Source organism: Mesobacillus harenae, from assembly GCF_013343715.1.
Lineage (GTDB): Bacteria > Bacillota > Bacilli > Bacillales > Cytobacillaceae > Mesobacillus_A > Mesobacillus_A harenae.
The window spans coordinates 137,326-159,848 of sequence record NZ_JABUNR010000004.1 but is presented as its reverse complement, the minus strand read 5'-3'; the positions used below and the strand labels follow the sequence as shown (position 1 = coordinate 159,848).

The window sequence follows — 22,523 nt, the reverse complement described above, 5'->3', positions numbered from 1 at the left end:
ATTGCACCTCACTCAACCCTTATGGTGGAATCTGTTGTGATGAATGTTGGAGACGGAAGGATACGTCCTAAAAGAGGAGTAAATAATTCTAAGGGATAAGTTAGAGTCACTGTCATGTAATCACCGGAATGCCGGACTGTTTCTTGCGGAGTTATTCCTACTTGAAGCTGGCTCGCATCGCCCAAATGAATATAATTCCGGGCAAACAATGTAATTTCTGCATCATTATCTCCTAGTGATCCTACACGTACCGTTTCCTGGGCAGCCTGGTGTAAATGCGCATAGGAATAAATTAATCGGCCCAAGTCAAAAATTCCAACGACTAACAAAAGAAGAATCGGTAGAATGAGGGCCATCTCAACCATTGATTGCCCACTTTCATCCTTCCTCATGAGAAGAAGCCTCCTGGTGTGACACTAATTGCAATGATTGCTCCTGCAGCGATAGCAATTCCGTATGGGTACGTTGTTTTCAGAGCTTCTTTATCCATAGTAAACGGGAATTTAACTCCATGCTTCACCCCAATAAACATGAATGCGAAATGGAGTAAGCGTGCTTTCGCGCCACTTCGGAATAATAGGACAAGGATCCCGATGATACCGCCAATAATCCCCATGTACAGGGCAGTCATAAGCACAAAGCCGGTCCCCTTTAGCGCACCGATTACGGCCAAAAGCTTTACGTCTCCTGCTCCCATTCCTCCCATAAAGTAAGGAATAAGCAGAATTGAAAATCCAACAACTGTTCCAGTCAACGTATCGGCAAGTCCTATCCAGCCCCCTGTTATAATATGGTACGCTAAGGCAATTACCAGAAACGGAAAAAGGACTTTGTTGTAAATTTTTCGTTCACGCCAGTCAGTAATGACACAAGTCGTCAACAAGATGATTAAAAAGAGATTAATCCACAATGGTCTTTCCCTCATTTCATAAAAAGGGTTTTTTATTGAAAAAGCCTTACGTGCGCACGCAAGGCTTTTCGGGTTGACTTAAAATTTTAATTACTAGAATGATTCCTAAACAATACCTTGTTAAAATTGATTTTATGTGCACCGAAAACAAATTATGGTGTAGTAGTTGTAGTAGCTCCAGCTCTACTTTGAACATTAGCAAGTACTTCATTGAACATTGTTTGAATTTCGTCACCTAAAAGGAACAAAACCGCTACTGCAGCCACTGCAATTACTCCTAACACTAATCCGTACTCTGTCATTCCTTGTCCTTGTTCTTCTGTAAATAACGCTTTCATTTTGTTTATCATTATCATCCAGCCCCTTAACTGTTTTTTAGTTGTAATGCATGTCCAACTTCGGTTTTTGTCCGCTGTATCGTACCCTCAGGGAGTTCGATGACAGATTTCGCACCTTTGTGATACTTTCCAATCGTTCTGGGCTGAACAGCTTCGTCAAGACCCACAATTTCATACTTCTCGTTTAAGTAGATTACATCGATGGGATAGTTCATGAAGTAGGTATGAATGGATCGGCAGGGTTTTATGTAAAGACCGTGACCTGCTGGCAGCTCTTTTGAAAACATCAGTCCTTTTAATCTAGTAAAAAAGGTGGCTGCTATTTTCATTGTGCTGCTTAGCTCCTCGCCATTGCTGTCATTCACGAGTCTCACAATTTACACCTCCATTCCCATAAAAATAAATAAACCCCGCCTTGACCGAAAGGGGGGTTAAGATACATATAACGCCCTTATCTTTCGGAAACTGGCTGGCGTAGTGCTTTTGCACCCTTAGCCCCTGTAGTTTTGCGTCGCTGGTTTTCACCAGGTTTGCCTTTATCGAGATTCAGCGTAATTCGACTGAACTCTTAAACACATCATAAAATGTAACATTTACCAACAAAATCCCCTAATATACCCTTTTTTCTCAATCAGGAAACCAAGTCTAAAGTACCTTTTTTTCGACATATTCCTTTCATCACCATATCCTTTTACCTACACTTTTGAATATAATTATCTGAATTTTTAAATAAATTGTAAAAATATGTTTATTTTTGCTCATTCCTAACATTAACCCTGTGTAAATATTAGTCTCTTAGACCCATAAAGCAACTTGTTTTTATGTGAGTATAGACTCATTTTTCACAAAAATAACTTCGCGACCCCCAAAAAATATTTAGAGATTTAGTCTATTTATTCTTTTTTCGCCATTTTTGACTCTCTAAATAGGTCACATTTCGCCAAACCCATTCAACCGGTCCAAAATGGTATCGATTTAACCACCAGTTGCTGAGAATAATCTGAAGAGCAAAAACTAGTACTGCGCCAACTGATCCTGTAAATAGTGAGACTTTTCCATAGTACCCAAGACCATAACCATAAAAAACTGTTGTTAACAGCACGGATTGAAATAAGTAATTTGAGATTGACATCCTTCCAACAGCTGCGAACGGCATAATCACCTTAACTACACGCTCATTGCATGCAAGAAAGGCAATTGAAATCGCATATGAAATAGCCAGAAAAACTCCGCCAAATAAGTCTTGAAAATAATCAGCTGCAGCTGTTTGTTCAAAAAAATACGGAAAGGATTTTAACAGCAGTCCAAAAGGCAGCAAAAATATCAATACATAGCACATTGGTCTTTTATAAAGATAAAAATTCCCAGCCCAATTATTTTTGGCTGCGCCCGCTCCAACTAAAAACAATGGGAGAATCGTTAGTATCAGAAAAAGAAACGAGGCTGGGTTATTCACTTGAAGCCAGTCGTGAATCCTTTGGTTCATTATTTCTATCCATTGGCCATTTTGATAAACAGCCACCGAGGTACTAGCCGCAACTGGATCACCAGTTGTTAAGTTTTCAGATGGTGCCATAGATTCAGCAGCAAATATCAGTAAGCCAAATAACAGATTGGGAATGCTGTATAGCAAAATCCCGCACCAGACTAACCCCCGGCTTGAGAGCCTAAGGAACAACAGCAAAAGCAGTCCGCATATGGCATAGGTAATAAGGATATCGCCATGCCAGACAAAAACCATATGAATGATCCCAATTATCAGCAGGAACAGAAGCCTTCTAACTGCTACTCTGTAGAACTGAAGGCCTTTTGCCAGGCTCCCCTCCTGAAACAAAACAATGCTATATCCAAACAGCAAAGCAAATAGCGGGTAAAAGCTCGCCTGGATAAATACATCAATAAAAATATATGTATAATGATTAAGGTCACCTGACCACCAAGCTAAAGGGTCTATATATAAAAAAGGCGCATGAAAAGAGATCATATTTACGAGTAAAATCCCTAACAATGCAATACCTCTCATGAGATCGAGCGATAAAAGCCTGGTTCGCCTTTTGGTTGTTGCCCTGGAGTTTTGATTCATTAAACTTCCTCATTTCTTGAAAGAGCTATTACTCTCATTATAGTCCATTTTCAGAACAGCATGAAGGCTGCCCCATAAGAGAGCAGCCTCAGCAATATATTTTGATAAACTTTACAAAGCCTGGTTAATTAACAAACTTGCCGGAGACACCATTCGATTCCCAGTATTCATTTCTTAAATAAACCTTTTGAATTTTTCCAGATGCTGTTTTTGGAAGTTCATCGACAAAAGTAACCCCTGTGATCGCTTTAAAGTGAGCCAGTTTTTCTCTAGAAAAAGCGATTAAGTCCTGAGTTGAAAGGTTATAATTTCCCCTCAATACTACATAAGCGTGAGGAGTTTCGCCCCATTTTTCATGGGGCACGGCAATAACGGCCGCTTCGAGCACACCAGGGTGATCATAAAGAACTCCCTCTACTTCTATCGAGGAAATATTTTCACCGCCGCTAATAATTACATCCTTTTTTCTGTCAACGATATCGATATTTCCATACTGGTCTACGTTGGCCATGTCTCCCGTATGCAGCCAGCCATTGCGGATCGCTTCGATTGTTGCTTCTTCATTTTTCCAATAGCCTTTCATTACTCCATTGCTTCTCGTAACAACCTCGCCAATTTCAGATCCGTCCTTGGCTACCTCTTGCCCAAGATCATTCACTACCTTAACTTCACAAGTTATCATTGGCACGCCCGCTTTTGATTTCATCCGGTACTGTTCCTCAATAGGCAGCTGTTTTAAATGGGAACGAATCGTGGAAATCGTGCTTAACGGGGTTGATTCTGTCATCCCATATACCTGGATAAATTCCCAGCCTAGTTCTTTTTCAACCTTCGTGACAAAGGCAGGCGGTGGTGCTGAGCCCGCAATGACGACTCGGACGGCTTGGTCAATGTTTGGAGCATGTTGCTCATTGTACTGCAGCAGGGAGTTCAACACTGTTGGCGCCATGTGCATAACTGAAACGCCGTGTTTTTTCACGAGTGAGAAAATGGCTTCTGGAGATGCCTTTCTTAAGCAAACCTGGGATGATCCATTGGCAGTATAGTAAAAAGGTGAGCCCCACCCGTTCACATGGAACATGGGCAGAACGTGTAGAAGCGTATCTTCATCAGACACCCGTAAATGATGCATCGTACTTAATGCGTGAATATAGTTGTTGCGATGAGTCAGCATTACCCCTTTTGGGTTGCCAGTCGTACCGCTTGTGTAAAGCAGGCTGCATACATCGTTTTCGTCTAGTAATTCTCGCTCGAAAGGTGAAGAGTTTTGGGTTTCCAGCCAGCTGTCATACCCAATCTCATTGGTTTCCCCCTCGTTATAATGAATAATAATTTTTTCTACTGTCGTTAGTTTATCTTTAATTGGTGAAATAAGCTGATATAACTCCTGATCAACAAATAAAATCTTAGATTCACTATGATTTAAAATAAACAAATAATCATCAGGCTTCAACCGGGTATTAAGCGGTACCATAATAGCACCAAGCTGAAAAACTCCATAAAAGCCCTCCAGCATTTCAACGGTGTTTGGGGCAAGGTAGGCAACTCTGTCACCCTTTTTGACACCAAGCTTTTTAAGGCCTGATGACAACTGATTCACACGACCGTTTAAATCCTTATACGAAAATACTCTGTCCTCATTATAGATTGCGGCCTTTTCCCCATAAAGTGAAACGGCCCGATCCAGAAATTGATTTAATATTAATGGTACATTCATAGTAACCCTCCTGATTTTATAGAATATTATGAATATACCTTATATTACCATAGTATCTTCCCTGTTAGTAGCACCGCTTTTGGCTAATTTTGTGCAGATTTACAGAGCCTGCAGAAAAGCCCAAAGTTTATGCACCACTCGCCGCCCATTACATACGATAATAGAGAAATCGCAAGAAAATATTTTACAGTCACAGGTTGTTACTTTTATAAATAAATTTTTAAAAGGGTGTTGCCCATCATGCCAGCTATCGTCGGTGCCGTGCAGGTCATCTCAATTGGTAACAGCTCCGTCTTCAACATTGGAGATGTTTATAAAATTTTACCTGTATCCAATGCGAAAACGTTCTCTGGTGCTGGATCGTTCAATACAGGTGACGGGCTGCAAGTTTATAATAATAAAAGCTCAACGAATACGTTTGATCAAGATGCTATTGATCAAGGGAATGTCGCAAATGCATAATTGCAGGTGATAAAAATGAATTTTTATATACAGCAAAACATTACAATAAATCTCTTAAAGGTAGATGCTGTCAGCAATTCATCCGTGCTGCAGATAGGAAGTGCAGGAATAATTAAACCAGCTTCATATTTATATAATACAGGGGGGTTCACACAGCCTGCGCCAGAGCCACAATCGCCAGCCGAGGATGGAACCAATGTAGAAGCCCCTGCTGTTCCCCTGGTTCCGCCGCAATAACTATACAGAGGGAGGTGCGGCCTTTGAGCAACAATTTCTATGAATATCTAAAGCAACTTCATACATTTATTGAGTCACAAGATCGGAGAATAAAAGAATTAGAAAGACTCGCCAAGAATTTTCAAGCTGAAATTACTCAATTAAAAGATAGAAATACGGTTCGTGTAGACAGAATTGAATATAAATTTGACCAGCTGAAGGTAGAAACACTTGAAGGCACCTTAAATATTGGGTTAAACCCCTCCGACCTTCAGGGAATAGAAGACTTTTCAGTCGACAATCAACAGATAAAAACTCCATTTTCACCCCAGGATCAATTTGAACGAACAGTAGAAGTAGAAAGAGAGCTTGACCAGTATATGCAAGAAAAACTTCCTTCGATTTTTAAAATGGCTCAAGAAAAATTAGAAATAAAAGTAGATGATTCCTATTTGGACTTTATTCGTCAAGATATTACAAAGCAGCTTCCTGAGCGGATTAACTTATATTTAAAAGAGGATGCCGCAAGCCGTTCTGGTTCTAGCAAGGACGAAAGCCAGAAATCAGTCATAGACAGATTAAAGCTTGAAATAGAAAATGGAGTCCTCTTATTCCTGAAACAGCTGCCAGATCAGGTGAAAGGAAGGAAAACAGAGTGAATTTTTATGTGTATAATCGGGATATTTCCGTTGGGGATATTAGAATTATTGGGGTCTCGACGTCCTCATTACTTCTGGTTGGTGATGCGCAGTCTATCCAATTGGCCTCAGCTTTTGATACTCCCCCAGAATCCTTGATAGTCGGGCCGTTTGTGCCTCTGACACCGGATGTAGGATAATGCTCAATCGAACTTCTAAGGTGAATAAAATTAATATAGCTACACTTGCCTTTTCCTCAGTTTTACAGATTGGAGACTCAACAATTATTAATGGGTTCTCGCGTGCCATCGCTGTCCAAAGAGAGGCCGAAATTTTCTATAGCAACGAAGGAAATTTTGATGCCTACTCGATTTTTCGTGAACCCATTCCACTTCCTGCCCTTAATGAAGCAGCGACAATGTTTACCCACCATCTTAATCCTGTTATAAAAGTGAATAGCATCGATATAATTGGTACTTCAGCTTCCTCGGTTATTCATATTGGCAATACGCAAAAAGTCAGCCTGGAGGCCAGGGTGAAACATATCCGCCAGCTTCTCCCTATGGAAGAAGAACAATCTCCTGACTAAAAGCATAGCCTGATTATAATAAAAATATTTAACGTTAAAGAAAAGGATGTTTTATCATGCCATCTATTGTCGGCCCAGTTCAGATCGTGAATGTCGGCGGCGGTATCGTTCAATTTGGAGACTCTCTTTATATATCCCCCAAAAGCAACTCTAAGTCCACTAGTGGCCAAGGGGCTTCTAATACCGGAGGTTTCATTATTACCAATAATGGAATCAATGCAAGCAACATGGTTGACCCTGACCTTGTTGATCAGCCGACACAAGGAAACGCATAACGTAAAAATTACTGGCGCGGTCATTGAGACTATCGCCTTTTTTTATGATTTGATTTTTTGAGAATCGGAAGTTTTGCTGCAGGCTGCTTTTTAATCCACCTTATATACTTTCGAATCCTCGGTTCCTCCTGTAAAGCTGTGATTGAATGGAAGTTTTCTGCAAGCTCTTTGTTAAAAAATAGTGCATGAATCTGTTTATGGCATGGAAGGCATAAATCGGCGGTTGTTCCAAAAGTCCCCCCCATTTCTTTGGGAATTAAATGATGGACAGTCGTTTGGACCGGCTCGCGCCCGCAAAGTTCACATCTTCCGTCTAAACGCTTTTTCGCCATTAAACATCACACTCCTAGCTTCTTTATTTAAAATATACCCGTTAACGCCAATCAAATATAAGCAGAATCTTCTTGAACAATCCCATCAAACCACACGTAAAGCCGTTGTTTGACTTCTATAAGCACTGGAAGCAGGAATTTTCTTTAATATTAAAAGCCAAAAGCACAGACTGCGGATAAACTCAAAAATACCCCTTAGGTTCCCTAAACAATGACAAAAGGCACCGAGAGAGTTCTCCGATGCCTTTTGTCGACCATCTGGGTAAAGCACAGACTAACTGTGCTCCGGCTTTTGATTTTAGTCTTCCAGGTGGATAATGTGCCCTCCATCAAAGAAAAACAGATATTTCTCGTTTACTTCACGTCTCCAGATCTTCTCAAGAGCCTTTGCATACAGGCTTATTTGAATCCGATAGCGTTCTGCCAAAATCGGCTGGGCTTGCGCAATGCCTCCTTTAAAACGGTCAGAAATTCCATCCGTTTTAAAGTCTAATAGCACCACACCCTCTTCGTCTTCAAATACACAGTCAATCACACCCTGGATAAAAATTTCTTCCTCTGTTCCCTTCCAGTCAGGGTAGACTTCTTCGGCGGGAAGGGACAGGTAAAATGGAACTTCCCTTTCAACTTTTTCAGCATCAAACAGACGCTTGCCAAGCTTCGTTTCAAAGAACTGAAGAATCCAGTTTAATTGAATAGCGTCCCTTTGCTCTTGAAGAAGCAGCTCCTGTTCTACCATTCTATCTAATAGCACTTGTAAGGCAGGCTCTGTTACAGGCATCGAGAGGTCAACATGCTGCATGACCATGTGCATAGCTGTTCCTCTTTCAGCAGGAGTCAATTTCTTTTCTTGCATGAATTTAGGTCGGTTCAAAATCGGCCGAGTGTATTGCCTCAGTAAATCTGTTCCGCTTTCATCATCTCGGGTCTCATAATTTCTCTTTAACTCGGAAACAGATTGTTTTGAGCGGTGTGAAGATGAAGCAGTATAAGGATATTTCCAAGCCAACTGCTGCTTCACTGTTTCCGAATGATTGGAAGCAATATCGACAGGTCGTCCAGTAGCAACAGAACTCATAGCATCGTCCTTCTCAAGACTTAGTTCCCCTGCCAAGGCTGCAGCTTCCTCCGAATGAATTACTTCAACGTGCCAGCGTGACTTATGTTCAGTTATTTCAGCAGGTGTTAGCGGATTTAAGCCTTTCCCTCCTCTGAGGGCATCGCAGTCCTGATGGCGCATTAGGGCCGGACCGACCCAATCCAAGTAACAACCTGCTGCAGCCCTGTCATAATCTTTTAACAGCCATTCAGTATGCTCGGCTGAAGCTGACCATTTTGCAAGCTGTTTCTCAGCACTTTTTACCGACCCAATTAAATAAAGCTTTTCCTTTGCTCTCGTTAAGGCTACATACAAAACTCTCATCTCTTCAGAGAGCATTTCGAGCTTCTTTTTGCGTTTAAATGCAAGCTGAGGCAAGGAAGGATAGGAGATTCTTTTTTCAGCGTTAACATACTTCGCAGCGAAGCCAAGCTCCTTATCAAGCATATAAGTCTTTTTTAAATCCATTGTATTAAATTGGCGGGCAAGCCCAGCCACAAATACGGCGGGAAACTCGAGACCCTTGCTGCTATGAATCGTCATAATCCTTACGACATCCTCTTGTTCACCAAGTGCTCTGGCAGCTCCTAAATCATCTCCGCGTTCCCTCATACGGTCAATAAAGCGCAGGAATCTAAATAGTCCCCTAAAAGAGGTAGATTCATACTGTCTAGCCCGATCATACAAGGCTCGAAGATTAGCTTGCCGCTGTTTGCCCCCTGGCATACCACCAGCAAAGTCATAAAATCTTGTTTCACGAAACAACTGCCAGATTAGGTCGGATACAGCTCCCTGTCTTGCCCGGGACCTCCATTCCTGAAGATTTTTTAAAAAAGGCTGAACTTTGGTATGAAGCTCCTCTGTCTGCTGGGTGGACGTTTGCCGGCAGAATACCGATAATGCTTCAAAAAAACTGCCACGTTTAAAAGCGACTCTAATTAAGCCAAGCTCCTCTTCATTTAAACCAACAATTGGTGAGCGGAGTACCCCTGCCAGCGGTATATCCTGGAGCGGATTATCAATCACCTTTAGCAGCGAAAGCATAACCGATACCTCGGTGGCGTCGAAATAACCTGTCGACAGGTTAGCGTATACAGGAATGCCTTGTTGCTTGAATTCTTCCATGATTTGCGGAGCCCATGTCATCGATCGAAGCAAAATGACAATATCCCTATACATGATTGGCTTGTCTGTATTTGTTTTCGTATTGAATACCGGCCTGCGGTTATCAACCATATCCCTGATTTTCGATGCCATTAAACGGGCCTCAAGCTGGGATTGCTCCATATCCTCACTGTCGAAGTCTGTATCCTCCGAACCCTCCTGAGCAGGAGAATCCTCTCGGTCTTCTAGGTCAATTACCAGTAATTCTGCAGGAAATGGATCATCGTCAGGGTATGGTGCACCTTTAATCAGTTCCGCGGCTTCATCATATACGATTTCACCGACCCTCTTACCCATAATTTGTTTAAAAAGATAATTAGTAGCATCAAGTACCTCGGCACGGCTGCGAAAGTTTCGGGCCAGATCAATCCTTAATCCAAAATTATCGCCTGCCGTCGTAAATCGTGTATATTTACCGAGAAATAGATTCGGTTCGGCTAGACGAAATCGGTAAATGGATTGTTTAACATCTCCAACCATGAACATGTTCCCGTTAGTTTCACTGTCTTTAGTAACCAAGCTTAAGATGGTTTCCTGAACCATATTTGTGTCTTGGTATTCGTCCACTAGTACCTCTGCAAACTGGTTCCGGTAAGATTGAGCTGCCTCCGATGGAAGATACTTTCCAGCATCCCCTGTTTCTCTACTGAGAATCTCGAGACAATAATGCTCTAAATCAGAAAAATCAACCAGACCTTTTTCTGCTTTATTCCTGCTGAACCTATCTGAAAAGACAGCGACCAGATTTACGAGTGTGTCGATGAGCGGGCTCATTTCACGAATATCTTTAATGAAGCTTTCCGGCTTTCTCGTGAATAAATCATTCTGTATTTCGCTGACAATTTTCTTTGCCCTATCCCTGATCTTTTGGGCACGATCTACCAGGTCTTTATCAAAATCATCACCGCGGCACGGCTTTGCTCTTGAAAAATCAACAGACTGCATGGCTGTATATAAGACTGTCCACGATTCGTTCAATGCTGTAAGCAAGGTTTCTACAAGATGAAGATCACTTATGAAGTTTTCCGCTCTTGGTGCCGGACCACCGGGGAGACTCGTCATTTCCAGCCCTTGTTGAAGCAGCTGCTTTGCTCCCTGCAGCTGAAGCTCAATATCGTTTCGTAAAATATCAGTAAGTTCAAGCTCGTCCATACTTGCATCCTCTTCTAAAGCATACATGGCTGCAATAGAATTTAAATACGCTGTCGGAGCTGGATTAGACCTTGCAAAATCATATAAATCAAGAATGATATCCTTTAAGGCATCATCGCTTCGGTCATTTGTGAACGTATCAACAAGCTTAAAGAATCCCTCATTTCCTGCCCTTCCATACTCTTCTTCAAAAAGATCGTCGATAACCTCATCTCTTAACAGCTGTGCCTCTGTTTGATCCGCCATCCGGAAGCCAGGATCGATGTCAATTTGATAATAGTATTTTCTAATAACCTCCAGACAAAAGGAATGCAAGGTTGAGATGGACGCTCTATTCAATAAACTTAGCTGTTTTCTTAAATGAACCGATTTCGGATCTTGATCAATTGCTTTTTCGAGTGCCTCACCAATTCGGTGCCTCATCTCAGCTGCTGACGCATTAGTAAAAGTTACAACTAAAAGCTGGTCCACATTGAGCGGCTCGGTTTCGGAAATCACCTTTTGAATAATCCTCTCAACTAAAACGGCTGTTTTTCCTGAGCCAGCGGCCGCTGCAACGAGGATATCCTGTTCCTTGGCCATAATTGCTTTCCATTGGTCATCAGTCCAGGTTGATGTTTCAGGCTTTTCCGGAATGACTGTTTTACTCATTTGCATTGTTCTCCTTTCCAATGGAAGCTAAAACATCCTCTTTTTTTCGCGAAGGCAAACTCCGATACTCATTGTGTTCGATTGACTGGTCAAACTGGCAGACCGCTTTAAAGGAACAGAATGTGCATGGGACTTTATTTTTCAATTTATATGGAGCGATGTCGACAACTCCGCTGATAATGTCGTTGCCTGTTTGGACATATTTGCCTCGAACAAAAGAGCGCAGACTGTTAAATTCCTGCTTGCTTGCTACCTTTGAACGCTTTGACAAGTTTCCATCCTTTTTGATTCCAGCTGAGATAATATTGGAATCCCCATCTTCAAGCGTTTGATCCATCAAACGAATGACATTTTGTTCGCCAAGCATAAGCCCGTTCATTTTAAACCTCTTTAATATTTCCTGTTCGATTTCGTCCATAGAAAGCAGTTTAGCTGAATTGATGACCGGATTGTGGACATGGAAATACAAAACACCAGCGGGGTCAGCTTCTGTTCCGACCAAATCCTTGGAATGTGTGACGATGATGTCTAGATAAGTGAGCATCTGCAAAGCCAAACCGTAATACACTTCTGTCATGCTAATATCTTTTTCACTCGACTTATAATCGATTACTCTCAGATAAACTCCGTTATCGTCAACTGCTTTATCCACTCTGTCGATTCTTCCGGCTAATTCCATTTTCACTCCATTTTTCAATGTAAATGATAAAGGAGGCAGCTTTCCGCTTCGCCCAAAACCAAGCTCTAAGCCAATCGGCGAAAAACCGCTTGCCTTAGCGTGCTCGCTTAATATATAGGAGGCACGGCTAATGATGCTTTCCAGCTTCCGTTTTATATAATGATGCCTGTTAGAGCTGAGCAGGATTTCGTTTTGCAGCCTTGGAGCAAGCCTTTCGACTGCCTCACGAGCTAGCTGCTCGCATTGCGATCTTGTCATATTTGACCAGGAAAGGTTCTGCTCCATCACAGCATCAGCAATATGCTTGAGTGCGGCATGGAATAGGTCGCCAATATCAGGCGCCTCTAACCTGAACACCTGTCTTTCCCTCAACTTGAGGCCATGTTGGGTGAAATGTGAAAAAGGACAGCTATGAAACAGTTCCATCCGTGAAACACTTGCCTCAATTTCATCCCCGTACAGCTCCTCACTTAACTGAGGTGACAGCGGCTTAGTCCGATTTTCATAGAACAAGCTTGAAAGAACCTTCCTGGCTGGCTCCTTCCAAACTGTATGGTTCATGTAATAGTTATACACATCCCACCAGAAATCATAGACAGGGTAAGATCGCTTCTTCAACTGCAGCTGTCCAGTCAGATAAGCTAAAGCGGTGTTTTCATTGGCTGCATATTCAAGCTGTTCGTTTTCGCCAAGCTCTGATGGATCCGGAACAAAGTAATGCTGCTGTACGTTTGGAAATAAGTCCATCATTCGCTTTATATAAACAGACGGCAACAGCGTTTTTCCTTCTTCATTGGCAATCGGATAACTTAGAAACAGCTTTTCCGACGGTATAGTAAAGGCTCTATAAGCAAAAAAATGCTCATCAAGCAGCCTGGTTTTGCTCCCAGGTGCAACTTTAATTCCTTTTGCTGATAAAAATTCACGATCTTCATCACCGAGTATGCCATCCTCCGGTACTTTAGCTGGCAAGACCCCTTCGTTCATCCCAATCACAAATGCTGCTTTAATTTCAGCCAGCCGGGATTTTTCTAAGTCCCCCGCGACGACCTGATCAATTGCTGGCGGTATAAGCGAGAATTCCATCGATTCAAAGCCTGCATCTAAAATACTGACAAATTGCTTAGCGGAAACTTGCTCATCACCAAGCATTTCAACAAATTCATCAAGCAAATGTATAACCGCATTCCAAGCCTGATCGTGTTCTCTAGCCTGAACGAGCTTTCCATTTTGTTCTGCCTGAAGTTTCCACTGCTCAAGCTTTGCCGGAATATCCAGCTCCTCGATGTATAAGTAGACTGCTTCACACAATTTTCGGGCCGTGTTTGCCTTTTTTATTCTTCGTGACATCCGTAGCATTGGAGCAGTAATCAGCAGACGCAAATCATTCAGTTCATTCTCAATTTCCTTTTCGGCATCTGTTTGAACTACATTATCAAATTCTAAACCTCTAATTCTCCGATAAATCCAGCGTTCTCGCTTCGTCCATTTATCACCTTGAATGCCATAAGCCAGCACATAGTTTTCCAGCCTGTCCATCTGCTCGCGAACCTTTGCTAAGTGAACATCCTTCTTGAAAAGCAAATCTGTTTTAACAGCCCTAAATATGGGTTCATAGCGCCAATTCCCTATAATAGTCTCAAGGCTTGAACGGACTAACTCAATTAAGGGATGATTTAACATGGTCCTTTTTTGATCGATAAAGTAAGGGATGCTGTAATCCTCCAGGATTGTTTCCAGAATATCGCGATAGTCATTGCTATTTCGCATTAAAACCGCTATATCTCTGTATCTGTACCCGCCATCCCTGACAAGCTCCTGTATCCTCCTGGCGACTCCCTCGATTTCCGCTCTTCGGTTAGCTGCCTGGCATAGATGGATGGCTGTTTCACCCTCATACCGGCTTGCCGGCCGTGAGTCAAAATGAAGTTCAAGATGCTTAAGGCTAGGGTCCTGCCAGCGCATTTGCTGGTCCAAATAAACTTCTTCCTCTAAAATAAGACCATTAGCCCGCACGATTTCATAAAGAGTATGGCAAGTTTCACCTGTCAGCCTGAACAAATCAAGTTCATCCGGTAACTCTTGCCCCTTAAATGGCTTGTCTAAAGGAAGTGTTATCGTAAGTCGCTTACAATGCCGCGCAAGCTGTTCAATAATCATGAATTCAAGTGGGGTAAAGCTGTAAAAGCCATCAATATAAACTTCAGCTTGCTGTAAGTAAAGGGATGAGGGGATTTTTTCAGCAAGTAGCCTGAAATAATCCTCAGAATCTATATACTTATCAAAAAGAGCTGATTCAAAATGCTGATAAATCAACTCAAGGTCATGCAGTTTTTCTTCTATGGCCTTTTGTCCCTCTGGAGTTTGAGCACCAGGAGATTCATAGTCGGCAAGACTTTCCGGATTAATCGAATAACGTTTAAATTCTACTAACATCTTTTCCATTTGCTGGATAAACCCATTTTTATCTGAAGCTTTTTGAAAAATCTTAAGCTCTTCTTTGTTATCCTCTATAATTTTACGAATCAGCATACTGATTCCGACACTAGTTAAGTGGTGGCGGCTAAAGCCTCCTGTTTCCTGCAGAATTCTCCAGGCGAGACGAGGCAAGCTATATACCTGAGCTCTGATCATTCCCCCCAGGCCCGGGGTCGTGGATAATCGGTATTCGGAAAGGAACGACATTTGTTCAGGAACAAGGTAGAGAATTGGATCACCTTGAGGTTTCTCGAAAAGCTTTTCCCTCATTTCCTCTAAACATAATTCTGTTTTCCCGCTTCCAGAACGTCCGTAAATTAATCGAACAGACATAAAGAACCCCTTCTCCCTGTGCTAAATTATATGTTTTCTATCTCTTCATTTTATCATAGAGCCCCATGAACAAAGAACAAAAGCGCAAACGCTCTTTAAGCAACGTCTGGACCGGAGCGCACCCTACTGAGAAAAAGAAAACACGAATCGATGTTGACTTATCGTAGAGAGGTGGCTTGAAAGTACCCCCATCGTTGGACGCCGAAGCTCAATGCGGACAACGCATTAAATTATCCGCGACTAAAGCTTTTATGAATCTTCCTGAAATGATGAAAAAAAGGGCCGCAATTCTGCGCCCTTTAAAGCCGTTCTCCTGCCCGATTAAAAGCAGGAAGTTTATAAGAATAGTATAGTTGTTTTTGACAGCAGTTTCTATTTTAAGATGACGTTAATTTTTTCCAAGCTAATATACTTGCATGGCTTGTAGCTGGCAGCAAAATCTGCTAAGCTTTCCCACCAAAAAATGAAGTCTAAACTAGACTAAATTATGCTTCGCACGAAGGGATAGGACATACTCACCTTATTTCCTTGAAATTGCTATGTAATCCCCGAATAGTAAAACGATGCATCCAAGAATAGGAATTCCAGCTCTTCCAAGGCGGCTACGTGTTCCTGCTTCATTACTCCAATAGTAGGAAAAGCATAAGCCCCTAAAGACAAGTTCACCCCCACTTCTTCATCAAAGCGGGGGTTCCTTCCTCTTTTATCAGACTGGCTCTATTAATCTTAAAGAGAACGAGTAGTCCGGTTAATGACCTTTTCGGACAATAGTTTAAGGCCTTAAATTCAGATTCACTATCCTCATTCCATACCGGCTTTGCCGAATAGGCCTCGCATTCGGGCTCACACACTTATTTCCTGTTTAGGCCATCTAAATAGCCTAAACCTACGAAAAAAGAGCCCCTTGAGGGACTCTTGATGCTATAAGCTTAAACATTATCATGTTCGCTGATGGGCGGCTCTGATAATATGCCCATGCCCTCAATATGCCGCTTGGCTTTTTCATCTCCCAGTACATAAATTTTTTCATATACCTTGTTTAACGTCTGGTCATATTCCTTATTCTCAGGGAGATCATTACGATAGGGGATATGGGCTGCCCCGAAGGTTTTTAAATCATCATCATAATTTTCACCGAGTAACCCCATCAAATCAGTCACTTCATCCTCATCAGCAAAAATTCTAAAGTTAGTATCTTCAATAGGCTGCTGCAGAACTTCACCTGTTTCTATATTTACATAATAGGTCTCTTTTCTGTTATCCAATGTATTCAACTCCTTTGGCTCCTTTTATATGGTTTACCACCTTTTTAGTATGTTTAATCTTTATATTGAAAAGGAGAACTTACTAGGATTTCAAAAGGCTAACCTATCTAGGTTTTTCGAATACCCTAACAATTGTGCCAACAATAATCTCTTGCTGTGATTCAATAACATGAATTAAGGGAATTTTGAGCTGTTCGATACCTAGGTGCTCCTAGCAAGATGCTCAGAAGCTAGCTCCTGGAGAAAATTCCCTTGGTGCTGGAGCTAGACGGTAGTCAATGTTCATCATTTCTTACCTTCAAAAAAGAACCCGATTTCGGATTCCCATCTCATACCACTGAAATTAATTATCTTTTCTTTATTGAATTATTTTCTATAAATAAACTAGCCATTCTTCAATTTAGAACTTTTATAAGTGCCTAAACGATAATAAAGATGTTTTCCAAATCGGAAAACATCTCTTTACTTCTTTTTATGACTGTCAGCATTTGAACCTGCTTTCTGATCGGGAAGCAGTTCTTCCGATGCCTCAAAGCTAAAGTCACGCTTGGTTTGTCCTGCAGCTTGACCCGGCTCACCGCTGTCGATAATCCCCATATATATATGGAAACCATATTCCGTTACAGTAATAATTACTGATGTTATCAGCGCAGCCGTTAAGGAAGGATAATATGGGTTACCAACCAATAGCACACCCATTAGCCATATGGTTATAAGAGATAGACCAAAATCTGCTGATGAAGCTGTTAAGTTATTTGTTTTTGGCAAAATCAATAAATCACCAGCAAAATAAGATACCAATGTTAGTGTGGCTGAGATTAGCAATACGGTCCCAAAGTCGACTCCATATAACAGCTGAAGAATAACAAAAACGACCGAGGTAATGAGTAAAAATTTCAATCCAAGGTTTAAAAGATGTCTCATTCAAAGCCTCCTTACCGTTTCTCCTATTATCTTTTATTAAAACGGTTAAGTTTATGCGAACATAATATCTTCTTGCTTGGATTTAACCTAGTAACGATCAATAGAAAATGAATCGGCCCGTCTATCTGTCTGGCTCAAGTTCTTTATTCAACGAATTCAATGCATTTTTAAAACCTGAGAAGATTACTTTTTACCCCTCGAAAATATTTTTTCCTTGGGAATCCATTACTTTCTCCGTTCTCATCCTGTTCCAATAAAGCAAGAGCTGTACTTTTTCCATAACCTGCTCCAGAATGGATAAGCGTTAAAAGATATCTGATAACCGTTTCACTTTATAGTGATACCTCGATCTTTGGATAAATGATTCTTTAACAAAGGGGAATCGTTTAGTTTTAATAATTGCCATTAACCCTTCCACTCTCCTTCTCATTCTTTCCTTAATATTCTAACTGCTTTACTATATGAAACTAAAAAAAGACTCGAATCGTGCCGAGTCCTTTCATACAAATAACAGCGTTAACAAATAGTAATTAATTATAAGAGAGATGTATTTCATCTAACGGCCAATACTTTAGGTTAACTGCTCCTACAACCTGATCTTCTGAGATAAATCCGAAATGCCGGCTGTCCCAGCTTCCAAGCCGGTTATCTCCAAGAACGAATAGCTTCCCTTCTGGGACCTTTTCATAGCCAGTTAGCTCCTCAAGGGTGAAATCTCCTGTTAAGGTACCTCCTAGTGTTTCTTCTTTATAGATGTCAAGGAAGGGTTCCTCTTTGTGGGTCCCATTGATAAACAAACGATCATCACGATATTCAATTTTATCCCCAGGCAGTCCAATTACCCTTTTAACGAAATCCTCACGTTTGCTTGCATGAAATACGATAATATCAAAATGTTTTAGGTCGCTGGTTTCATAGCCAAATTTACTGACAACCAATTTGTTTCCCTCTTTGAGGGTAGGCAGCATCGATTCTCCTTCAACCACGTAATTGGAAATAAAGAAAGTTCTAATAAAGGCGAAAATAATAATTCCGATCGCAAACGCTTTCAGCCATTCGATTCCTTCTTTCTTTACTTCAGTTTTCATTCACCCTTCCCCCATTCTTACACGGCTTTCTATTCAACATTATGGTCTTTTTCTGGTCTCATATTCATTCTTACTTCGATTCTTTTCCCAATATACCAAAGAATGATAATGACGGCTGTGACAATAGCTGTTCTTGCCGGATTAGTAATCAAGGCCTTAATATCATAACCCACAAAACCTACAGTAAATATCATGACCATTTTTCCAGCCAGCACAGCCAGCATATATTGAGCAGTACTAACTTTTGACAGTCCTGCCACCACATTTACGACAGCTGAAGGGGTGAAAGGGAAGCATAAAAGAAGAAATAGCGGTCCAAAACCATGGCGTTCAATCCAACTCATGGATTTGCGAATTTTCGGGTGTTTATGCAGCACCTTTAAAATTCGGCGCTGTCCATATTTTCTTATTAAAAAAAAGACTAGTAGTGCCCCGAGGCAAGCACCTGCCCAGGAAAACAGAAACCCCCACCAAAGACCAAAAGCATTCACATTAGCCATCACAAATAAAACGAGTGGCAGAAACGGCAGGAAAGCTTCAAGCATTGGCAGAAGAATTCCCGGGACAGGCCCGAAAGAACGGTACCTGTCGATTAGTTCCATTATATTTTCTACTGTTAGCCATTCTCTAATTGATCCGAAATCCATTGATAATCTCCTTGTAGTATCACCCTGGAGGCTTGGCTGTTACAGATTTGTGTTTAATCCAAGCTCGTACCATAAATTTACCTCTATATGACAATTGTACTCCTCTTTTTAGAAATTAGGAAATTAAATTTGTTATATAGTTCAGCTCGCTATAAAGGTTTTAAGGGCCTGTCTGTTGGCCTCAATATCAATAACGAGGACAGCTCCTGCACCGCTGACTCTTTGATTTTGAAAAGTTCCTTCGACCGGGATTCTTAACGTTTCAATCGTTTTTTCGTTTGCTGTTAATAATCCCCTTCCCATAAATAGCATGTCTCCTGTGTCCAGGTTGGTATTTACGAATGGAGTGATAACCCCAAGAAGTTTAGGCAGCTTTGGAATTGTTTGTATACTTGCTAGCTGTCCCGCTACCTCCTTGATAACATTCTGCTGTCTTTCTACCCTCCCAAAATCGCCAACAGCATCCTGCCTGAATCTAACGTAACCGAGGAGATGTTCGCCATCCAACTTTTGCAGCCCAGGCTGAAGTGTGACGCCAATATTTTCAGACATATGTTTCTCAACATTCACCTCTACCCCTTGAGGAAATGCTTCGTCAATCACTCTTACAAATCCTTCAAAATCAATAATCGCATAATACTGCATATCTACATCAAAATTTTCTTTTATGGTCTGCCTCAACAATTCAGGTCCGCCAATTGCATTTGCTGCGTTAATTTTATTCTTTCCATGCCCAGGAATGTCCACATAAGTATCTCTCATAATAGATGTTACCTTATAACTGCCCGTATCTGGATTATAATGGGCGATCATAATTGTATCAGCTCGAGCCTGTTCATCCCCCCGTGCATCGCTGCCAAGCAATAATATATTTGTAGCCCCGGATTCATCACGGTTGCCATTAAATTCATATTTTTCTTGATCTATTTCACTCGTTTGCGTGGAATCCGACACTCCTTGTCTATATTGGTAAATCGAGTAAATAATAGCTAATACAGCTATAAACAATAAAAAATACAGTATTTTCTTCGATTTCCCACTCTTTTTATGCTTTGGTTTATAACGATCGGATCTCATCGATAACCCCCTCCATATTATTTATTTAACTATATTGACAGTCCTAGTAAGAAAAAAGTTGCTATTTTTAGGGTAGATATAATTCCTCGCTTTATCCATTATCTTTTTATTTAGCAGTACAGGGATTACTAACGGAGTTGAAGTCTTTTTTTATCCTTTACCTATTAAAAAAATCCGCAAACCAAGCTGCGGAAAAATTGACTTTAATTTAGATGCTGTTTAAACCAATCAGCAATATAGTTTAGCCGGTGAATTCTCAAGCTAGGCCTACCACTTCTTGATAATTCATGATTGGCCTCAGGGAATCTTATGAATTTAACCTGTTTATTTTGCCGTTTTAAACTGATAAATAGTTGTTCCGCCTGTTCAATTGGACAACGCAAATCTTTTTCTCCATGCATAATAAGAAGAGGTGTATTGATGTTCTCGGCATATGCGAGCGGGGAATGCTTCCAAAGTGTTTTGATATCGCTCAACCCGGCTTTCATTTGCCATTCAGAAAAATAGTAGCCGATATCGCTTACGCCATAAAAGCTCACCCAGTTTGAGATAGATCTTTGGGTAACAGCGGCCTTAAAACGATTCGTGCGCCCAATGATCCAATTAGTCATAAACCCTCCGTAGCTCCCCCCAGTTACCCCGAGACGCGAGCTGTCAACCAAGTTGAAAGTTTTGACGGCGTAGTCCACTGCAGACATAATGTCATCGTAGTCACTTCCCCCATAGTCACCGCGAACGGCATCCACATGAGCCTGGCCATACCCGTGACTTCCCCTTGGATTTGTATAGAGGACGGAAAACCCCTGAGCAGCAAGGATTTGAAATTCATGAAAATATGAATTTGCATACATCATATGCGGTCCGCCATGAATTTCCAAAACGAGCGGATACTTTTCACCTTGTTTTACCTCTATCGGCTTCATTAGCCACCCGTGAAGCGAAGCTCCGTCTTTTCCCATAAAGTCTGTCTCTTCCGGTTCAGAAAGAATAACTTCATTCATAAAGGATTCATTTACCGCAGTCATCTGTTCCAAGCTGCCTGATGGCACATCGAGTAAAAAAAGTTCTCCCGGTAAAGAAGGCCTGCTAATGGCAGCGACTATTTTTTGATTTTGGGCATCCAAGGAGAACCCATAAACGTGCTGCTGATCGAGCAGCGCTGGATAGAATTCACCATCTAGGTTCCCGAAGTAAATAACTGTGTTTCCCCGGTCAGAGGCAAGAAAATAAAAGCTGCTGCTGTCATAGCTCCATAAGACGCCAGGGGTAACTGCTCCTTGCTGAATATCCCCAATAGCATAATCCCCCGTCAGCAGATCCATTTCCTCTGTAAGGCAGCTAATTCCTTTTGTTTCTGTATTGTATGTCCAGAGCTTCGATAAGGTTGCATTTTCATGCTCTCGTTTGTGACCAATGAACCCTATGTATTTTCCATCAGGAGAAAAGGTTACACTCCCAAACTGACCTGATTCATTTGTAAGCTGATCAATTTCTTTTGTCTCAGCATGAATCAACAGAACATGACTATTAAAAGACAGATCCCGATTTTGTGCCATGTCGGCGGTCGCTGCAATCCACTGTCCGCTGGGGGACCAACTCTGCAAATGGTAGTCTGTTCTTCCATCTGTCAATTGTCGAATAGCTCCTGTTTCGATACTTACAATAGCAATCTGCAGGTTTTTACCCTCCCAAAAACCGGAGGAATCGGATTTATATTTCATAATATCCACTTCAAGGGGAACCACAGTCTCTTTTTCTTTTATATTTTCTTCTGTCTCCATAACAGACTCATTCATTTTTAGGGAAGCTGTAAACGCGATCTCCTCGCCAGTTGGTGACCAGACAGGATTCCTGGCCCCATTTTTGCACGCAGTCAGTTTTCTGGCCTCACCGCCGCTAGAATGTAACATATAAATCTGATCCTTGCCGCTGCGATTCGAAACGAACGCAATTTTACTTCCATCAGGAGACCAGCGCGGTGAATGGTTTCGGTCTGCCCCAAAAGTCCATTGCCGGCTGGGTCCTTTATCTGCCATATCTAAATAGAAAAGGTTTGAAGAATAGCCATCATTATCCTCTTGCAGCCTAGTTTCAACGTACACGCACTTTTTTCCATCAGGAGACAGCCGCGGGTCTGCCACAGATTTTATTTTATATAAATCTTCTGGTGTAATTTTTCTTTTTTTGCTCAAGCAAACGTCACCCTTCCTAATTAGCTCCATTAAATCATTTCGTTATCAGAAATAAATCCCCTGCTTTTTCTGCTCATTTCACCTTGGAATTTTTCTTTTAAACATGGCAATGCTGAGTATAACCTATATATTTATTTATTTCTAAAAATATCTTGCATAGATGGCATTTTTTCAGTACGATTATAACGAACATACGTTCCGTATTTTACTTAGG

The 22,523-nt window shown here is 41.4% G+C and carries 21 protein-coding genes and 1 riboswitch; of the genes, 6 read left to right on the top strand and 15 right to left on the bottom strand.

Annotated features, from left to right (window positions below):
- Positions 1–8: 8 nt before the first annotated feature.
- The 6 genes from HRJ06_RS06640 to HRJ06_RS06615 all read right to left on the bottom strand — a co-directional run bounded on the left by HRJ06_RS06640 (position 9) and on the right by HRJ06_RS06615 (position 5,048).
- Entirely contained in the window at positions 9–392 is a 384-nt protein-coding gene (locus HRJ06_RS06640) for a TadE/TadG family type IV pilus assembly protein (RefSeq protein WP_174730742.1), read from the bottom strand.
- Complete coding sequence (locus HRJ06_RS06635) at positions 389–910, bottom strand: A24 family peptidase (RefSeq protein WP_174730739.1); 522 nt, start codon at positions 908–910, stop codon at positions 389–391. Before HRJ06_RS06635 ends, HRJ06_RS06640 begins: the two co-directional genes overlap by 4 nt.
- Positions 911–1,062: 152 nt before the next feature.
- Entirely contained in the window at positions 1,063–1,260 is a 198-nt protein-coding gene (locus tag HRJ06_RS06630; protein WP_174730737.1) for a Flp family type IVb pilin, read from the bottom strand.
- Positions 1,261–1,274: 14 nt separating this feature from the next.
- Entirely contained in the window at positions 1,275–1,622 is a 348-nt protein-coding gene (locus HRJ06_RS06625; protein WP_174730734.1) for a DUF192 domain-containing protein, read from the bottom strand.
- Positions 1,623–1,705: 83 nt separating this feature from the next.
- Positions 1,706–1,793, bottom strand: a riboswitch (cyclic di-GMP riboswitch).
- A gap of 344 nt (positions 1,794–2,137) precedes the next feature.
- The gene (locus HRJ06_RS06620) at positions 2,138–3,331 is read right to left on the bottom strand and encodes a DUF418 domain-containing protein (RefSeq protein WP_174730731.1); all 1,194 of its coding nucleotides are present in this window, start codon (positions 3,329–3,331) and stop codon (positions 2,138–2,140) included.
- 124 nt (positions 3,332–3,455) lie between these two features.
- A complete protein-coding gene (locus HRJ06_RS06615; RefSeq protein WP_174730728.1) occupies positions 3,456–5,048 on the bottom strand; it encodes a long-chain-fatty-acid--CoA ligase in 1,593 nt (530 codons plus the stop codon).
- A 240-nt stretch (positions 5,049–5,288) separates the two neighbouring features.
- Here HRJ06_RS06615 and HRJ06_RS06610 point away from each other — a divergent pair, with 240 nt between their 5' ends.
- The 6 genes from HRJ06_RS06610 to HRJ06_RS06585 are packed head-to-tail and all read left to right on the top strand — an operon-like array spanning position 5,289 to position 7,228.
- Positions 5,289–5,510, top strand: coding sequence for a spore germination protein (locus tag HRJ06_RS06610; RefSeq protein ID WP_174730725.1), 222 nt, complete (start codon positions 5,289–5,291; stop codon positions 5,508–5,510).
- Between the two features lie 15 nt (positions 5,511–5,525).
- A complete protein-coding gene (locus HRJ06_RS06605) occupies positions 5,526–5,747 on the top strand; it encodes a spore germination protein GerPB (RefSeq protein WP_174730722.1) in 222 nt (73 codons plus the stop codon).
- A gap of 23 nt (positions 5,748–5,770) precedes the next feature.
- Positions 5,771–6,385, top strand: a complete 615-nt coding sequence (gene gerPC / locus HRJ06_RS06600) for a spore germination protein GerPC (protein ID WP_174730719.1) — start codon at positions 5,771–5,773, stop codon at positions 6,383–6,385.
- Positions 6,382–6,564, top strand: coding sequence for a spore gernimation protein GerPD (locus HRJ06_RS06595; protein WP_174730716.1), 183 nt, complete (start codon positions 6,382–6,384; stop codon positions 6,562–6,564). Before gerPC ends, HRJ06_RS06595 begins: the two co-directional genes overlap by 4 nt.
- The gene (locus HRJ06_RS06590) at positions 6,564–6,953 is read left to right on the top strand and encodes a spore germination protein GerPE (protein WP_174730713.1); all 390 of its coding nucleotides are present in this window, start codon (positions 6,564–6,566) and stop codon (positions 6,951–6,953) included. Before HRJ06_RS06595 ends, HRJ06_RS06590 begins: the two co-directional genes overlap by 1 nt.
- Positions 6,954–7,009: 56 nt before the next feature.
- Positions 7,010–7,228, top strand: coding sequence for a spore germination protein (locus HRJ06_RS06585; RefSeq protein ID WP_174730710.1), 219 nt, complete (start codon positions 7,010–7,012; stop codon positions 7,226–7,228).
- A gap of 29 nt (positions 7,229–7,257) precedes the next feature.
- Here HRJ06_RS06585 and HRJ06_RS06580 read toward each other — a convergent pair whose 3' ends face one another.
- From HRJ06_RS06580 to HRJ06_RS06540, 9 genes are all read right to left on the bottom strand, one after another.
- Complete coding sequence (locus HRJ06_RS06580; protein WP_174730707.1) at positions 7,258–7,560, bottom strand: HNH endonuclease; 303 nt, start codon at positions 7,558–7,560, stop codon at positions 7,258–7,260.
- A 298-nt stretch (positions 7,561–7,858) separates the two neighbouring features.
- Entirely contained in the window at positions 7,859–11,626 is a 3,768-nt protein-coding gene (gene addA, locus HRJ06_RS06575) for a helicase-exonuclease AddAB subunit AddA (protein ID WP_174730704.1), read from the bottom strand.
- Positions 11,619–15,116: a helicase-exonuclease AddAB subunit AddB gene (addB, locus tag HRJ06_RS06570; protein WP_174730701.1), complete on the bottom strand. Its 3,498-nt coding sequence runs from the start codon at positions 15,114–15,116 to the stop codon at positions 11,619–11,621. The genes addA and addB overlap by 8 nt, the downstream gene beginning before the upstream one ends.
- Before the next feature lie 929 nt (positions 15,117–16,045).
- A complete protein-coding gene (locus HRJ06_RS06565; protein WP_174730698.1) occupies positions 16,046–16,381 on the bottom strand; it encodes a hydrolase in 336 nt (111 codons plus the stop codon).
- Positions 16,382–16,843: 462 nt separating this feature from the next.
- Positions 16,844–17,305 (bottom strand): DUF2512 family protein, encoded by a 462-nt coding sequence (locus HRJ06_RS06560; protein ID WP_174730695.1) that lies wholly within the window; start codon positions 17,303–17,305, stop codon positions 16,844–16,846.
- Between the two features lie 530 nt (positions 17,306–17,835).
- The gene (lepB, locus tag HRJ06_RS06555; protein ID WP_174730692.1) at positions 17,836–18,393 is read right to left on the bottom strand and encodes a signal peptidase I; all 558 of its coding nucleotides are present in this window, start codon (positions 18,391–18,393) and stop codon (positions 17,836–17,838) included.
- A gap of 29 nt (positions 18,394–18,422) precedes the next feature.
- Complete coding sequence (locus HRJ06_RS06550; protein WP_174730689.1) at positions 18,423–19,040, bottom strand: TVP38/TMEM64 family protein; 618 nt, start codon at positions 19,038–19,040, stop codon at positions 18,423–18,425.
- Between the two features lie 141 nt (positions 19,041–19,181).
- Positions 19,182–20,117 (bottom strand): LCP family protein, encoded by a 936-nt coding sequence (locus tag HRJ06_RS06545; protein ID WP_174730686.1) that lies wholly within the window; start codon positions 20,115–20,117, stop codon positions 19,182–19,184.
- Between the two features lie 203 nt (positions 20,118–20,320).
- Positions 20,321–22,309 (bottom strand): S9 family peptidase, encoded by a 1,989-nt coding sequence (locus HRJ06_RS06540; RefSeq protein WP_174730683.1) that lies wholly within the window; start codon positions 22,307–22,309, stop codon positions 20,321–20,323.
- Positions 22,310–22,523 lie beyond the last annotated feature (214 nt).

What these genes read in the sequence shown, in the direction of transcription:
- HRJ06_RS06640 (WP_174730742.1), bottom strand. Translation starts at nt 392, where the DNA reads ATGAGGAAGGATGAAAGTGGGCAATCAATGGTTGAGATGGCCCTCATT.
- HRJ06_RS06630 (WP_174730737.1), bottom strand. Translation starts at nt 1,260, where the DNA reads ATGATAAACAAAATGAAAGCGTTATTTACAGAAGAACAAGGACAAGGA.
- HRJ06_RS06620 (WP_174730731.1), bottom strand. Translation starts at nt 3,331, where the DNA reads ATGAATCAAAACTCCAGGGCAACAACCAAAAGGCGAACCAGGCTTTTA.
- HRJ06_RS06615 (WP_174730728.1), bottom strand. Translation starts at nt 5,048, where the DNA reads ATGAATGTACCATTAATATTAAATCAATTTCTGGATCGGGCCGTTTCA.
- HRJ06_RS06610 (WP_174730725.1), top strand. Translation starts at nt 5,289, where the DNA reads ATGCCAGCTATCGTCGGTGCCGTGCAGGTCATCTCAATTGGTAACAGC.
- HRJ06_RS06605 (WP_174730722.1), top strand. Translation starts at nt 5,526, where the DNA reads ATGAATTTTTATATACAGCAAAACATTACAATAAATCTCTTAAAGGTA.
- HRJ06_RS06590 (WP_174730713.1), top strand. Translation starts at nt 6,564, where the DNA reads ATGCTCAATCGAACTTCTAAGGTGAATAAAATTAATATAGCTACACTT.
- HRJ06_RS06585 (WP_174730710.1), top strand. Translation starts at nt 7,010, where the DNA reads ATGCCATCTATTGTCGGCCCAGTTCAGATCGTGAATGTCGGCGGCGGT.
- HRJ06_RS06580 (WP_174730707.1), bottom strand. Translation starts at nt 7,560, where the DNA reads ATGGCGAAAAAGCGTTTAGACGGAAGATGTGAACTTTGCGGGCGCGAG.
- addA (WP_174730704.1), bottom strand. Translation starts at nt 11,626, where the DNA reads ATGAGTAAAACAGTCATTCCGGAAAAGCCTGAAACATCAACCTGGACT.
- addB (WP_174730701.1), bottom strand. Translation starts at nt 15,116, where the DNA reads ATGTCTGTTCGATTAATTTACGGACGTTCTGGAAGCGGGAAAACAGAA.
- HRJ06_RS06560 (WP_174730695.1), bottom strand. Translation starts at nt 17,305, where the DNA reads ATGAGACATCTTTTAAACCTTGGATTGAAATTTTTACTCATTACCTCG.
- lepB (WP_174730692.1), bottom strand. Translation starts at nt 18,393, where the DNA reads ATGAAAACTGAAGTAAAGAAAGAAGGAATCGAATGGCTGAAAGCGTTT.
- HRJ06_RS06550 (WP_174730689.1), bottom strand. Translation starts at nt 19,040, where the DNA reads ATGGATTTCGGATCAATTAGAGAATGGCTAACAGTAGAAAATATAATG.
- HRJ06_RS06545 (WP_174730686.1), bottom strand. Translation starts at nt 20,117, where the DNA reads ATGAGATCCGATCGTTATAAACCAAAGCATAAAAAGAGTGGGAAATCG.